General features: G+C 71.7%; 13 protein-coding genes. 8 read left to right on the forward strand and 5 right to left on the reverse strand.

What is annotated here, in order from left to right; translation table 11 throughout:
* The first annotated feature begins 8 nt into the window (after window positions 1-8).
* The 5 genes from ASD10_RS11460 to ASD10_RS11480 all read left to right on the forward strand — a co-directional run bounded on the left by ASD10_RS11460 (window position 9) and on the right by ASD10_RS11480 (window position 4,144).
* Entirely contained in the window at window positions 9-1,544 is a 1,536-nt protein-coding gene (locus ASD10_RS11460; RefSeq protein ID WP_056608421.1) for a UDP-N-acetylglucosamine 1-carboxyvinyltransferase, read from the forward strand.
* A 35-nt stretch (window positions 1,545-1,579) separates the two neighbouring features.
* The coding region (locus tag ASD10_RS19350; protein WP_304439554.1) for a glycerophosphodiester phosphodiesterase family protein at window positions 1,580-1,859 on the forward strand (280 nt) is incomplete at its 3' end.
* A gap of 151 nt (window positions 1,860-2,010) precedes the next feature.
* Window positions 2,011-2,328 (forward strand): glycerophosphodiester phosphodiesterase family protein, encoded by a 318-nt coding sequence (locus ASD10_RS19355; protein ID WP_235501952.1) that lies wholly within the window; start codon window positions 2,011-2,013, stop codon window positions 2,326-2,328.
* On the forward strand, window positions 2,325-3,665 hold the full coding sequence (locus ASD10_RS11475; RefSeq protein ID WP_056608429.1) for an MFS transporter: 1,341 nt from the start codon (window positions 2,325-2,327) through the stop codon (window positions 3,663-3,665). Before ASD10_RS19355 ends, ASD10_RS11475 begins: the two co-directional genes overlap by 4 nt.
* 86 nt (window positions 3,666-3,751) lie before the next feature.
* Window positions 3,752-4,144: an RNA polymerase-binding protein RbpA gene (locus ASD10_RS11480; protein ID WP_056608432.1), complete on the forward strand. Its 393-nt coding sequence runs from the start codon at window positions 3,752-3,754 to the stop codon at window positions 4,142-4,144.
* 1 nt (window position 4,145) lies between these two features.
* Here ASD10_RS11480 and ASD10_RS11485 read toward each other — a convergent pair whose 3' ends face one another.
* Genes ASD10_RS11485 through ASD10_RS11495 form a run of 3 tightly spaced genes read right to left on the reverse strand, consistent with a single transcriptional unit; the run spans window position 4,146 to window position 7,482 of the window.
* Entirely contained in the window at window positions 4,146-4,916 is a 771-nt protein-coding gene (locus tag ASD10_RS11485) for a polyprenol monophosphomannose synthase (RefSeq protein WP_200938239.1), read from the reverse strand.
* Window positions 4,913-6,406: an apolipoprotein N-acyltransferase gene (gene lnt / locus ASD10_RS11490; RefSeq protein ID WP_056608438.1), complete on the reverse strand. Its 1,494-nt coding sequence runs from the start codon at window positions 6,404-6,406 to the stop codon at window positions 4,913-4,915. The genes ASD10_RS11485 and lnt overlap by 4 nt, the downstream gene beginning before the upstream one ends.
* Window positions 6,403-7,482: a Xaa-Pro peptidase family protein gene (locus tag ASD10_RS11495; RefSeq protein ID WP_056608441.1), complete on the reverse strand. Its 1,080-nt coding sequence runs from the start codon at window positions 7,480-7,482 to the stop codon at window positions 6,403-6,405. The genes lnt and ASD10_RS11495 overlap by 4 nt, the downstream gene beginning before the upstream one ends.
* 109 nt (window positions 7,483-7,591) lie before the next feature.
* Here ASD10_RS11495 and ASD10_RS11500 point away from each other — a divergent pair, with 109 nt between their 5' ends.
* The 3 genes from ASD10_RS11500 to ASD10_RS11510 are packed head-to-tail and all read left to right on the forward strand — an operon-like array spanning window position 7,592 to window position 10,488.
* Window positions 7,592-7,963, forward strand: a complete 372-nt coding sequence (locus tag ASD10_RS11500; RefSeq protein WP_200938241.1) for a PLD nuclease N-terminal domain-containing protein — start codon at window positions 7,592-7,594, stop codon at window positions 7,961-7,963.
* A 59-nt stretch (window positions 7,964-8,022) separates the two neighbouring features.
* On the forward strand, window positions 8,023-9,555 hold the full coding sequence (locus ASD10_RS11505; protein ID WP_056608447.1) for a M20/M25/M40 family metallo-hydrolase: 1,533 nt from the start codon (window positions 8,023-8,025) through the stop codon (window positions 9,553-9,555).
* Window positions 9,556-9,579: 24 nt separating this feature from the next.
* Window positions 9,580-10,488 (forward strand): 5'-3' exonuclease H3TH domain-containing protein, encoded by a 909-nt coding sequence (locus ASD10_RS11510; protein WP_056608451.1) that lies wholly within the window; start codon window positions 9,580-9,582, stop codon window positions 10,486-10,488.
* Here ASD10_RS11510 and ASD10_RS11515 read toward each other — a convergent pair.
* Together ASD10_RS11515 and ASD10_RS11520 are read right to left on the reverse strand one after the other, a co-directional pair.
* The gene (locus ASD10_RS11515) at window positions 10,478-13,204 is read right to left on the reverse strand and encodes an RNA helicase (RefSeq protein WP_056608455.1); all 2,727 of its coding nucleotides are present in this window, start codon (window positions 13,202-13,204) and stop codon (window positions 10,478-10,480) included. The two genes, ASD10_RS11510 and ASD10_RS11515, sit on opposite strands and share 11 nt — an antisense overlap.
* A gap of 9 nt (window positions 13,205-13,213) precedes the next feature.
* Window positions 13,214-14,095: a diacylglycerol kinase family protein gene (locus ASD10_RS11520; protein WP_200938247.1), complete on the reverse strand. Its 882-nt coding sequence runs from the start codon at window positions 14,093-14,095 to the stop codon at window positions 13,214-13,216.
* Window position 14,096: the final 1 nt, after the last annotated feature.

The following is a 14,096-nucleotide window of genomic DNA, read 5'->3' on the forward strand; positions in this document are numbered from 1 at the left end:
TGGTCGGCATGAGCGTTCGTGACGACTACCTTTCCCGCATCGGAGCCCTCATCAGGGACGCCCGCCAGCACAGCGGCCTGACGCAGGCCGAGCTCGCCTCCGAGCTGCGCACCAGCCAGAGCGCGATCAACCGCATCGAGAAGGGCCAGCAGAACCTGACCCTCGACATGCTCGCCCGCATCGGCAGCGCGCTCGACTCCGAGCTCGTCAGCGTCGGCACGTCCGGCCCCAGCCACCTGCGCGTGGCCGGCGGCACCAAGCTGTCGGGCTCGATCGACGTCAAGTCGAGCAAGAACGCGGGGGTCGCCCTGCTGTGCGCCTCGCTGCTCAACGCCGGCACGACGGTGCTGCGCAAGGTCGCGCGCATCGAGGAGGTCAACCGTCTCCTCGAGGTGCTGACCTCGATCGGCGTCAAGGCCACGTGGCTCAACGACGAGAACGACCTCGAGCTCGTCGTGCCCGCGACGCTCGACCTGGCGGCGATGGACGCCGACGCGGCCCGCCGCACCCGCAGCATCATCATGTTCCTCGGCCCGTTGATGCACCGCTACGACGACTTCGAGCTGCCCTACGCCGGCGGCTGCGACCTCGGCACCCGCACCGTCGAGCCGCACATGACGGCCCTTCGGCCGTTCGGCCTCAAGGTCGTCGCGACCGAGGGCAGCTACCACGCGACCGCCGCCGAGGGCGTGGGCCCCGAGCGGCCCATCGTGCTGACCGAGCGCGGCGACACCGTCACCGAGAACGCGCTGCTCGCGGCGGCCCGGTACGACGGCGTCACGGTCATCCGCAACGCCAGCCCGAACTACATGGTGCAGGACCTGTGCTTCTTCCTCGTCAAGCTCGGCGTGGGCATCGAGGGCATCGGCACGACGACGCTGCGCGTCACGGGCAAGCCCGTCATCAACTGCGACGTCGAGTACGCCCCGAGCGAGGACCCGATCGAGGCCATGAGCCTGATCGCGGCGGCGATCGTCACGCGGTCGAGCATCACGGTGCGCCGCGTGCCGATCGAGTTCATGGAGATCGAGCTCGCGCTGCTCGAGGAGATGGGCTTCCAGTACGACCGCAGCGACGAGTACCCCGCCGAGAACGGCGAGACGCGGCTGGTCGACATCACGACGCACGAGTCGTCGCTGCACGCGCCGATCGACAAGATCCACCCCATGCCGTTCCCGGGCCTCAACATCGACAACCTGCCGTTCTTCGCGGTCATCGCCGCGACGGCCGAGGGCCAGACGATGCTGCACGACTGGGTCTACGAGAACCGCGCGATCTACCTGACCGAGCTCAACAAGCTCGGTGCGCAGGTCAAGCTGCTCGACCCGCACCGCGTCCTGATCGAGGGGCCGACGCACTGGAGCGGCACCGAGCTCGTGTGCCCGCCCGCACTGCGTCCCGCCGTGGTGATCCTGCTGGCGATGCTGGCCGCGAAGGGCACCTCGGTGCTGCGCAGCGTGTACGTCATCAACCGCGGCTACGAGGATCTCGCCGAGCGCCTCAACGCCCTCGGTGCGCAGATCGAGACCTTCCGCGACATCTGAGCCGGGCTGCACCCGCGAGGGCTTAGCGTGGGGGCGTGTCCGGCTACCTCGATCTGCCGCCCCTGGCCCTCGCCCACCGCGGCGGCTCGGGCGTCCCCGGCAACGTCGGCGTCGAGAACTCGCTCGCGGCGTTCTCGCACGCGCACGCGCTGGGCTTCCGGTACTTCGAGACAGACGTGCGGGCGTCGTCGGACGGGGTCGTGTACGCGATCCACGACGCGGCGCTCGACCGGCTGACCGGCAGCGCCGACACCGTCGCGGGCCTGACCGCCGAGGCGCTCGACCTGCTGCGGCTCGACGGTCGCGAGCCGTTCGNGCCACGTTCCCCGACGCCCGGCTCAACATCGACCTGAAGTCCGACGACGTCGTCGGACCGGCCGTCGACCTGCTGACCGGGCTGGGGGTCGTCGACCGGACCCTGCTGGCGTCGTTCTCGCACCGCCGGCTGCGCCGGGTCCGTCGGCTGCTGCCGGACGTCGCGACGTCCGCGTCGAGCCTCGAGGCCGCCCTCGTCAAGCTGCTGCCGACGGTCGTCCTGCGGCGCCTGCGCCTCGCACCGGTGTGCCTGCAGGTGCCCGCGCGTCGCGGTCGTCTGCGGGTCGTGACCGACGGATTCGTGCGCAAGTCCCACGCCCTCGGCCTGCAGGTGCACGTCTGGACGATCGACGAGCCCGACGAGATGCACGCGCTGCTCGACCTCGGCGTCGACGGGCTCGTGACCGACCGCACCGACGTCCTCAAGGACGTCCTCACCGCCCGAGGCGTCTGGAAGGACCCACGATGACCCCCTCCTCCCCCGCGCCCGCCCGCGCCGTCGCCGACGCCACCCGCCGTGGTCCGGTCATCGCGTGGAGCCTGTGGGACTGGGGGTCGGCCGCCTTCAACGCCGTCATCGTGACGTTCGTCTTCTCGGTGTACCTGACCGACGCCGTCGGCGAGGACCTCTCGGGCCCGGTGTCGGCCAGCTCGTGGCTGGGCTGGGCCGTCGGGGCCGCGAGCCTCGTGATCGCGGTGCTGGCGCCCGTCATGGGGCAGCGCTCGGACGCGTCGGGCCACCGCAAGCGGTCGCTCGCGCTGCTCACGACGTCGGTCGTCGTGGTCACGGCCCTGATGTTCCTGGTCGAGGACAGCCCCGACTTCCTGTGGCTCGGGCTCGTGCTGATCGCGGTCGGCACGGTGCTGTTCGAGCTCGCGCAGGTGCCGTACTTCGCGATGCTGCGCCAGGTCTCGACGCCCGCGACGGTCGGACGCGTGTCGGGCGTCGGCTGGGCGTTCGGCTACCTCGGCGGCATCGTGCTGCTCATCATCGTCTACGTCGGGCTGATCTCCGGCGACGGTGGCCTGCTCGGCGTCTCGACCGACAACGGGCTCAACATCCGCTGGGTCGCGGTCGTCGCGGCGGTGTGGTTCCTGGCGTTCTCGATCCCCGTCCTGCTGATGGTGCCCGAGCTGCCGCCCACTGCTCTTCTCCACGGGGAGAGCCCCGTGCCCGACGTCGGCTTCCGCGAGTCGTACCGCGTGCTGTTCGCCGAGATCCGCACGATGTGGCGCGAGGACCGCCACACCCTGCAGTTCCTGATCGCCAGCGCCCTGTTCCGCGACGGGCTCGCCGGCGTCTTCACGTTCGGGGCCGTCATCGCCGTGAGCGTCTACGGCTTCACCGACGACACCGTGATCCCGTTCGGCATCGCCGCCAACGTCGCGGCCGCGGCGGGCGCCCTCGTGGCCGGACGGCTCGACGACCGCCTCGGCCCGCGGCGCGTCATCGTGTTCTCGCTGGTCGCGATGCTGGTGGCCGGCGTGGTGCTGCTGTTCGTGCAGGGCATGGCGGGCTTCTGGGTCTTCGGGCTGGTGCTGTGCCTGTTCGTCGGCCCCGCGCAGTCGGCGTCGCGCACCTACCTCGTGCGCCTGACGCCCCCGGGCAAGGAGGGCCAGCACTTCGGCCTCTACGCCATGACGGGCCGCGCGGCGTCGTTCCTGGCGCCGACGCTGTTCGGGCTGTTCGCCTTCGTCTTCGGCGACGACCGCTGGGGCATCGTCGGCATCATGCTGGTGCTGCTCGTCGGCCTGCTGGCCCTGCTGAGGGTGCCCGCGCTGACCCGCGACCGGGCGGACGCCTGACCCGGCTCCGAAGAGATTCCCGTTCAGGGGAATCTCATGTGTGTCCCCTACGTTGATAGAGGTAAGGCACACGAAAGGGGACGCACATGGCTGAACGTGCACTGCGAGGAGCTCGACTCGGAACTCAGAGCTTCGAGGACGAGCGCGGGGTCGAGATGGCTCCCCGGCAGCAGGTCGAGTACGTCTGCGCCGACGGGCACACCTTCACGGTGGTCATGGCCGACGAGGCCGAGATCCCGTTCGAGTGGGAGGACCCGAAGACGGGCGCGATCGGACAGCTCGCCGACGGTGTCAAGCCCGAGGGCAAGGCCGAGAAGCCCGTCCGCACCCACTGGGACATGCTGCTCGAGCGTCGCTCGGTCGACGAGCTGGAAGAGATCCTGACGGAGCGGCTCGAGCTGCTCCGCGGCGGCGAGATCGGTCCGCCGCACCTGCACCGCCCGGCGAAGAAGTCGGCGGCGAAGAAGAAGACCGCCTAGGTCACGCACCAGGGCGCGACGCAAGGGACTCCGGCTCCGGCTGGGGTCCCTTTCGCAGTCGCCGGGGCACCAGCCGCGCGGCGCCCCACACCGTCACGCGCCACAGGGCCTCGCGGACGATCGCGCCGCTCATCTTGGACTCGCCCCGCTCGCGCTCGACGAACGTGATGGGCACCTCGACGACGTCCATGCCGGCGGCCGCGACCCGGCGGGTCATGTCGATCTGGAAGCAGTAGCCCTGCGAGGCGACCTGCTCGAGCGGCAGGCGCTCGAGCGTCTCGCGGCGGAACGCGCGGAAGCCGCCCGTCGCGTCCTTGACGTCGAGGCCGAGCAGCAGGCGCGCGTACAGCGTGCCCCCACGGGAGATGAGACGCCGGTGCCACGGCCAGTTGACGACGCCGCCGCCGGGGACCCACCGCGACCCCAGCACGAGATCGGCGCCCGTCGCGCTGGCGGCGAGGATCTGGGCGAGGTCCTCGGGACGGTGCGAGCCGTCGGCGTCCATCTCGAGCAGCGTGTCGTAGCCACGCTCGAGGCCCCAGGCGAAACCGGCCCGGTACGCCGAGCCGAGACCCTGTTTCGACACCCGGTGCAGCACGTGCACCCGCTCGTCGGCGGCTGCCAGCGCGTCGGCGATGTCGCCCGTGCCGTCGGGCGACCCGTCGTCGGCGACGAGGACGTGCAGCTGCGGCTGGGCCGAGAGGACGCGCTCCACGATCCAGGCGAGGTTGGCGGCCTCGTCGTACGTCGGGATGATGACGAGCGCTGTCATGGGGTTCCGTTCTGCTGGCGCGGGCGGGTGCCGAGGAACCATGCTCCCAGACCCGTCGCGACCAGCAACCACTCGAGGTAGCGGCCGATGACCAGCGCGGGCGTGCGCCCCGATGCGAGGGTGACCTCGGCGCTGATCGTGGCGGGCTCGTGCAGCGGCGCACGCTCGACGCTGCGCCCCGTCGGGTCGACGACGCCCGAGATGCCGTTGGTCGACGGGACGACGACCCAGCGGCCCGTCTCGATCGCCCGCAGGCGCGAGATGTCCCACTGCTGCTCGGGCTGCGACGTGCCGGTGAACGCGGCGTTGCTGGTCTGGACGACCATGAGCTGCGCTCCCCCGTCGACGGCGCGGCGCGTGACGCCGTCGTAGGCGATGTCGTAGCAGATCGTGTCGCCGATGCGGGTGTCGCCGATCGTCATGGCGCCCGGCTGGTCGCCGGCCAGCATGTCGCGGGGGATGTCGCGCGCGAGCCGGTTGACGACGAACCCGGCCTGCTTGCGGAACGGCACGTACTCACCGAACGGCACGGGCTTGAGCTTGTCGTAACGGTCTCCGGGCCCCTCGGCGGTCCACACGACGCCGGAGTTGCGCGCCGTCTCGACCGTCGGGCCGTCGAAGATGCCGCCGACGAGGATCGGCGCCTTCAGCAGCGCCGAGAGGTCCTCGATCTGCTGCCGCACGAGGGCGTCGTGGTACGGGTCGATGTCGGTGGCGTTCTCGGGCCACAGCACCATGTCGGGCTGCGGCACGTCGCCGGCGCGGATCTTCTCGACCAGCCGGGACGTCTCGGCGACGTGCAGGTCGAAGATCTCGCCGCGCGGCCACGTCAGGAAGACCCCTGGCACGTCGCCCTGCACGAGCGCGACCTGGCGGGTGCCGTCGGCGCCCGCGATGCCGGTGGGCAGCAGCGCCCCGACCCCCACGACCGCCACGACGCCGGCGGCGGCGCCGATGCGGGCCCGGCGGCCCGGCCCCGTCACCACGACCAGCACGAGCGCCGCCGCGACGAACAGCACGGCGCTGGTGCCGGGCATCGCCACGAGGCGCGCGTAGGAGGCGAACGGCGTGTCGATCGAGGTGTGGGCGAGCCGTCCCCACGGGAAGCCCGTGAAGGGGAACCGGCCCCGCGCCCACTCCCCCAGGACCCACACGCCCGCACCCCACAGCGGCCACGCCCGCAGGCGCGTCGCGGCGCGCAGCGCCAGCATGATCGGGATGAAGAACAGCGCCTGGGCGATGACGAGCGCGACGTACGCGCCCGCGCTGACGGCGTTCATCCACCAGATCAGCGGCGCCATGAAGCCCAGCCCGAACAGCAGGCCCGTGACGGCCACGGTGCGCTTGCGCGCGTGCGACAGACGACGCGCGAGCCAGATCAGGCCGGCCACGCCCGCGATCATCGCGAACGGCAGCCCGACGGGCTCGAAGTCGAGCGAGCACAGGGCCCCGAGGACGGCCGCGGCCGGCCAGGCGACCTTCCAGGTCACAGGGAGACGAGTCCGCGCGGGGTGTTGTTGAGCACCTCGAGGCCGTCGGCCGAGCACACGACGATGTCCTCGATGCGGGCCCCGAACCGTCCCTCGTGGTAGATGCCCGGCTCGATCGAGAAGGCCATGCCCTCCTCGAGCACCAGGTCGTTGCCCTCGATGATGTAGGGCTCCTCGTGCGTCTCCTGGCCGATCCCGTGACCCGTGCGGTGGATGAACAGGTCGCCGAACCCGGCGTCGGCGATGATCTGCCGGCCGATCGCGTCGACCGACTCGGCCGTGACACCCGGGCGCGCGTGGTCGAGCTGCGCGCGCTGGGCGGCCTCGAGCACCGCGTACGCCTCGGCGTACAGGGGGTCGACGGTGCCGCCGGCCAGGTAGTTGCGGGTCGAGTCCGAGCAGTAGCCCGACGGCATCGTGCCGCCGATGTCGACGACGACGGGGTCGCCGGCCTCGATGACCCGGTCGGACAGCTCGTGGTGCGGCGAGGCGCCGTTGGGGCCCGATCCGACGATCACGAAGTCGACGGTCTCGTGGCCCTCGTCGATGATCGCGCGCGCGATGTCGGCTCCGACCTCGCGCTCGGTGCGCCCGGGGCGCAGCCACTCGTGGACGCGTCCGTGCACGCGGTCGATCGCGAGCCCCGCCTGACGCAGCGCCTCGACCTCGTCGGCGTCCTTGCGGATGCGCAGCTGCTGCACGAGGGAGCCGGCCAGCACCTGGTCGGCCGTCGGGATGGCCTCGCCGAGCGCGAAGACGCGCGACGCCCACATGTGGTCGTCGAGGCCGATCGTCGTCGCGTCGCCGACCAGGCTCGCGACCAGCGCGAACGGGTCGTCGCGCTCGTCCCACGTGGCGATCTCGACGTCGACGCCCGATGCGACCGCGGCCTGGCGCTCGAGGGCCGGCACGACGAGCGTCGGCGGGCCGGCGGCGGGCAGGACCAGGCACGTCAGTCGCTCGAGCGGGAGCGCGACGTAGCCGGTGAGGTACCGCAGATCGGCCCCCGGGGTCACGAGCAGGGCGTCGATGCCCTGCGAAGCCGCCAGTTGCTGTGCCTTGCGCCATGTGCTCACGCCACGACGATACCCGTGGGATCATCGTCGGCGTTCGGCTGCACGCGACCCCCCGCGGCTGACAGGATGTCGTGACGTCCGACGAACAGGGAGCCACGACGTGCTGTACATGAACGGGTTGCTGAGCCTGATGGTCCTCGCGCTGTGGATCTTCTGCCTCATCGACGTCATCACGACCGACGAGGGCGCGTGCCGCAACCTGTCCAAGACCTTCTGGCTCGTGCTCGTGGTGTTCCTGCCGGCCGTCGGCTCGCTGGCCTGGCTGGTCGCCGGACGTCCGCAGGCTCCCGCCGACCTGCCGTACAAGGGCAACCGCGGATCGTCCGTCCCGGCCGTGCACGACCGTGAGCGACCCGTGCGCCACGTCGACCCCGATCCCGAGCGCGAGGCCGCGTACCAGCGCGCGCTGCGAGCCCGGGCCGAGGAGCAGCGGCAGGCCTATCGCGCGCGCCAGCAGCGGCGAGAGCTCGACGAGGGGTAGGCAGGCGCGACTCGCTGACCTACCGTGTGGGGACACATCGAGGATCGGGGGGTCCACCCATGCGCAGAGCGCTGTCCACCACCGCCGCCGTCGTCCTGACGAGCAGCCTTCTCGCCGCCGCACCCGCGGTGGCCGGTTCGTCACACGTCGACACCACGCGGCTGACCAAGGCCGTCACGGTCAACGGCCAGCTGAAGACGCTGCGTCAGCTGCAGGTCGTCGCCGACCGCAACGGCGGCAACCGTGCATCGGGGCTGCCGGGCTACGACGCATCGGCCGACTACGTCGCCGCGGAGCTCGAGAAGGCCGGGTACAAGGTCACCCGGCAGACGTTCACGTTCCCGTTCAGCCGCGACCTCGAGCCCGCCACGCTGACGCAGACGGCACCCGCGGCCCGGACGATCGAGACCGCGGCCTTCGACTACTCCGGTTCGGGCGACGTCACGGGCGCCGTCACCCCGATCGCCGTCGCGATCCCGCCGGGCGACGCCGGCAGCACGACGTCCGGGTGCTCCGCGGACGACTTCCCGGCCGCCGGGTCCGCGCCCGCCGTCGCGCTGGTGCAGCGCGGCACGTGCGACTTCGGCCTCAAGGCCGCGAACGCCGAGGCGGCCGGCTACGACGCCGTGATCATCTTCAACGAGGGCCAGGACGGACGGCAGGAGCTGCTGACCGGCACGCTCGGCGCGCCCGCGGGCATCCCCGTGGCCGGTGTGTCGTACGCCGACGGCAAGGCCCTGGCCGAGACGGCCGGCGCGACGGTCCGGGTCACCGCGAGGACCGAGGTCGACCTGCAGCGGCAGACCAGCAACATCATCGCCGACCTGCCGGGCCGCACGAAGAACCCTGACCAGGTCGTCGTGGTCGGAGCGCACCTCGACAGCGTCGCCGAGGGCCCCGGCATCAACGACAACGGCACGGGGACAGCCGGCACGCTCGAGATCGCCAAGCAGCTCGCCAAGACCGGTCTGGCCAAGAAGGCGCAGCGTCCGGTGCGCTTCGCGTTCTGGGGCGCCGAGGAGAAAGGGCTGCTGGGCGCGTACCACTACGTCGAGGCCCTCTCGGACGCCCAGCGCGCGAAGATCTACGCCAACCTGAACTTCGACATGATCGGCTCGCCCAACTTCGCGCGGTTCGTCTACGACGGCGACGGCTCGTCCGACGGCAACGCCGGACCGGCCGGATCGGCCGAGATCGAGAAGGTCTTCACCGACTACTTCGGTGCCAAGAGGCTCGCGACGGCGCCCACGGCGTTCGACGGCCGATCCGACTACGGGCCGTTCATCGAGGTCGGCATCCCCGCCGGCGGCCTGTTCAGCGGTGCGGAGGGCGTCAAGACCGCCGAGGAGGCGGCGCTGTTCGGCGGCACCGCCGGCGAGGCGTACGACTCCTGCTACCACCAGGCGTGCGACGACATCACCAACCTCAGCACGACGTCGATCGACCAGCTCGGCGACGCGGCGGCCCACGCCGTCGCGACGCTGGTGCTGTCGAAGAAGGGGCTGTACGGCGACCAGGCCCGTCGGACGTCGGCGGGCGCGGCGAAGAAGCTGTCGGCGCCCACCAGCACGGGCCACGCGCTGACGCGGTGACGCGGTGACGTCTAGGCTCGGGGCATGCCCACGTCCCGTGACCGCCTCCTCCTGCTCGACAGCGCGAGCCTGTACTTCCGAGCCTTCTTCGGCATCCCGAAGACGCTGACGGCGCCCGACGGCACCGCGGTCAACGCCCTGCGCGGCATCCTCGACTTCACGTCGAGCCTCACGACGCAGTACGAGCCCGGTGCCGTCGTGGCGTGCTGGGACGACGACTGGCGTCCGCAGTGGCGGGTCGACCTGATCGACACCTACAAGACGCAGCGCCTGGGCGACGACGGCGGCGAGGCCGACACGACCGACGGCCTCCTAGGGCCCCAGGTGCCGCTGATCTCCGAGGCGTTCGGGCTGCTCGGCATCCCCGTCGTCGGCGCCGCCGACCACGAGGCCGACGACGTCATCGGCACGCTCGCGGCACGGTGGGACGGACCCGTCGACGTCGTCACGGGCGACCGCGACCTCTTCCAGGTCGTCGACGACGACCGCGACGTCCGGGTGCTGTACGTCGCGAAGGGCGTGTCGAAGCACGACGTCGTCGACGAGGCCTGGCTCCGGGCGAGGTACTCGATCGGTGCGGCCGACTACGTCGACTTCGCGGTCATGCGCGGCGACCCGTCCGACGGCCTGCCCGGTGTGGCCGGGATCGGCGACAAGACGGCCGCGGTGCTGCTCGACCGGTTCGGCGACCTCGACGGGATCCTGACGGCAGCGGGCGACCCCTCGTCCTCCATCACGCCGAAGGTGCGACGGTCGCTGCTCGACTCGGTCGACTACATCCGCGCTGCACGCGAGGTCGTGGCGGTGCGCACCGACGTCTGCGACGTGCCCGACCTGTCGGCGACGCCCGACCGCGAGAAGTTCGAGGCCTTCGGCGAGACCTGGGGCCTCGGTGGCGTGACGGAGCGCGCCCTCGAGGCCGTCACGCGCTGATGCTGGTGTAGCTGACGACGCCGTGGCGCAGCAGGTCGAGCGACTCGCGGGCCGTGGAGCGCAGGGGCCCCGGCCCAGCCGCGTCGGCGATCTGCGCCACGACGTCGATGAGCTGCTTCATGGCCCGCACGAAGTCGCCGGCTGCGAGCTCCATCTCGCCGAGGACGTCGTCGAGGCTCGCGTCGTTGCACCACTGCCAGACCGCCTGCGCGAAGCCGAAGTCGGGCTGGTGCAGGAACTTGACCCGGTGCTCGCGCTCGAGCTGCTGCAGGTCGGCGCACAGCTGGGACATGGTCGCCGCCGTCTCGCGGACGGCCTGCGACGGGAAGCGCGGGGCGGGCAGCTCGTCGGAGCTGCGTGACTGGTAGGTCAGGCCGCTCACGACGGACGCCAGCTCGGCCGCGTCGAGGCCGTCCCACGCCTGCTGGCGCAGGCACTCGCTCACGAGCAGGTCGAGGTCGCTGTAGAGCCGCGTGAGCTTCTTGCCGTCGGCGGTGACCTCGTCGCCGTCGAGGTAGCCCAGCACGTCGAGCACCTCGCACACGCGGTCGAACTGGCGGGCCACGGTGTTGGTGCGCTGCTCGATGCGTCCGCGCTGGTTCTTCGTGTCGCGCTCGAGCTTGAGGTAGCGCTCGGCCCAGCGCGCGTGCTTCTCGCGGTCGGGGCACTGGTGGCACGGGTGGTCGCGCAGCTTCTCGCGGATCGCGCCGATGCGCGGGTCCTCGCGCGAGGAGTGGTCGCGCCGCTGCTTCTCCTGGCCCCACGCGACACCGTCGGCGCGGCTGCGCAGTGCTGCGGCGAGGTCGCGCCGCGCCTGCGGGTTGCGCGCGTTGAACGACTTGGGGATGCGCATCGTGGTCAGCGCGGTGACGGGAGCCGTGAAGTCGATCATCGCGAGCCGGCGCGCATGGCGGCTCGCGGTCAGCACCATGGGTCGCGGACCGTCGCCGTCGGTGGCCCGGCCCGGGTCGAGCACCACCGCGATGCCGGCGAACTTGCCGACCGGCACGTGGATGACGTCGCCCGGTCGCAGCCGCGTCAGCGACTCGGCGATCTCGGCGCGCTCGGCCTGGCGGCGGGCCTTGGACCCGGACGCCTCGATGTCGGTCAGCTCGCGCCGCAGCGACGCGTACTCCATGAAGTCGCCCCGGTCGCAGTGGATGTTGTCGCGGTAGCCGTCGAGGGCGTCGTCGGCCTTGCGGATCTGCCGTGCCAGCCCGACGACCGCGCGATCGGCCTGGAACTGGGCGAACGACTGCTCGAGGAGCTCGCGGGCCACGCCGCGCCCGACCTGGCCGACGAGGTTGACCGCCATGTTGTACGACGGGTGGAACGACGAGTTGAGCGGGTAGGTGCGCGTGCTGGCCAGGCCGGCGACCTGCTTGGGGTCGAGGCCGGGCTGCCACAGGACCACGCCGTGCCCCTCGACGTCGATGCCGCGGCGGCCCGCGCGCCCCGTCAGCTGCGTGTACTCCCCCGGCGTGATGTTGGCGTGCGTCTCGCCGTTCCACTTGGAGAGCTTCTCGATCACGACGGACCGCGCCGGCATGTTGATGCCCAGCGCGAGGGTCTCGGTCGCGAAGATGACCTTGACGAAGCCCGCGCTGAAGAGGTCCTCGACGCACTCCTTGAACGTCGGCAGCATGCCCGCGTGATGGGCCGCGATGCCGCGCGCGAGGCCGTCGCGGAACTCGTAGTAGCCCAGGACGTGCAGATCGGCCTCGGGCAGGTGCGCGCACGCCGCGTCGACGAACGCCGTGATCTCGGCCTGCTCCTCGGGGGTCGTCAGCGTGATGCGGGCGTCGAGGCACTGCTGCACCGCCGCGGCGCAGCCGGCCCGGCTGAAGACGAACGTGATGGCCGGCAGCAGGCCCTCGGCGTCGAGCCGCTCGACGACGTCGACCCGGCTGGGTGTCCGGTTGCGGCTGCGGGGTCGCTTGCCGCCCTTGGGGCGGTGGCCGCGCATCGACCGGGTGAGCTGCCAGTCCTCGCGGGCGAGCCGCTCGAGGGCCTTGTTGACCTCGACGCCCCGGTCGTCGGGGCTGGGCTCGAACAGCGGGAACATCTTCCGGCCCACCAGGACGTGCTGGTGCAGCGGGATCGGCCGGCGTTCCTCGACGATCGTCACGGTGTCGCCCCGCACCGCGGTGAGCCAGTCACCGAACTCCTCGGCGTTGGACACGGTCGCCGACAGCGCGATGACCGCCACCGACTCGGCGAGGTGGATGATGACCTCCTCCCACACGGCACCACGGGTGCGGTCGGCGAGGTAGTGCACCTCGTCCATCACGACGTAGCCGAGGGTGTCGAGCGTCCGCGAGCCCGCGTAGAGCATGTTGCGCAGCACCTCGGTCGTCATGACGACGATCGGCGCCTCGCCGTTGATCGTGTTGTCGCCCGTCAGCAGGCCCACGTTGTCGGCGCCGTAGCGCTCGACGAGGTCGGAGAACTTCTGGTTCGACAGGGCCTTGATGGGGGTCGTGTAGAAGCACTTGCGCCCCGTCTGCAGCGCCAGATGGACGGCGAACTCGCCGACGAGCGTCTTGCCCGAGCCGGTGGGCGCTGCGACGAGCACGCCGTGACCGTCCTCGACGACCTTGCACGCCTCGACCTGGAACCCGTCGAGCCCGAAGTCGTACAGGCCGCGGAACTCCGCGAGCCGCGGGTACTGCCTGCTCGTGCGGGACTGTGCGTACTTCTCCGCCGGGCTGCTCATGGCTCCAGCCTACGTGGGGGCGGGTGGGGCCAGGACGCGCAACGCGCCCGGCCGCACCGTGGCGGTCAGCGGCAGCGCGCCGAGCCGCTCGCCGTCGCCGTACGCCACGATGCCGGGCGACGAGAGCGTCACCTCGGTCACGAGGTGCCGCTCGAACTCGGGCAGGTCGACGTGCGTGCCGCGGTACAGCTGCGGGAAGACCCGCAGCAGCGTGGCCTTGCTGACGGGGTTGATGACCACGACGTCGAGCAGGCCGTCGTCGATCACGGCGCCCTCGCAGATGCGCAGTCCCCCGCCGAAGGACGGCCCGTTGCCGACCGCGACGAGCATGGCCTCGCGCTCGACCGGCGTGCCGTCGAGCGTCAGGGTGAACGGGAGCGGCTCGAAGGAGCGCAGCTCGGCGAGGATCGCCAGGTTGTAGCGCATGTTCCCCCGCGGCCACCGCATCGCGTTGGCCCGCTCGTTGACCTTGGAGTCGAAGCCGGACGCGATGACGGTCGCGACGTGGGAGTCGCCCGTGCGGGCCAGGTCGACGGTGCGGACGTGTCCTGCCAGCAGCACGTCGATCGCGGCGTCGACGTCGTGGGTGGGGATGCCGAGCGAGCGCGCGGTGTCGTTGCCGGTGCCGGCCGGGAGCAGCCCGAACAGCACCTCGCCGCCGGCGACGAGGTCGAGCGCGCCGTGCAGCGCGCCGTCGCCGCCGACCACGACGAGCGCGTCCGCACCGGTCGCCACGGCCTCGGCCGCGAGGCGCCGCGACGACGCACCGTCGGCGCCCTCGACCAGGTGCGCCGTGTGGCCGGCGGCGCGCAGGCGCACGGCCGCGCGCTCGGCGATCGACGCGGCGCGGTGGCGCCCCGAGGCCGGGTTCACCACGAGCGCGAGGTGCATC

The organism is Aeromicrobium sp. Root472D3 (genome assembly GCF_001426485.1).
Classification (GTDB): domain Bacteria; phylum Actinomycetota; class Actinomycetes; order Propionibacteriales; family Nocardioidaceae; genus Aeromicrobium.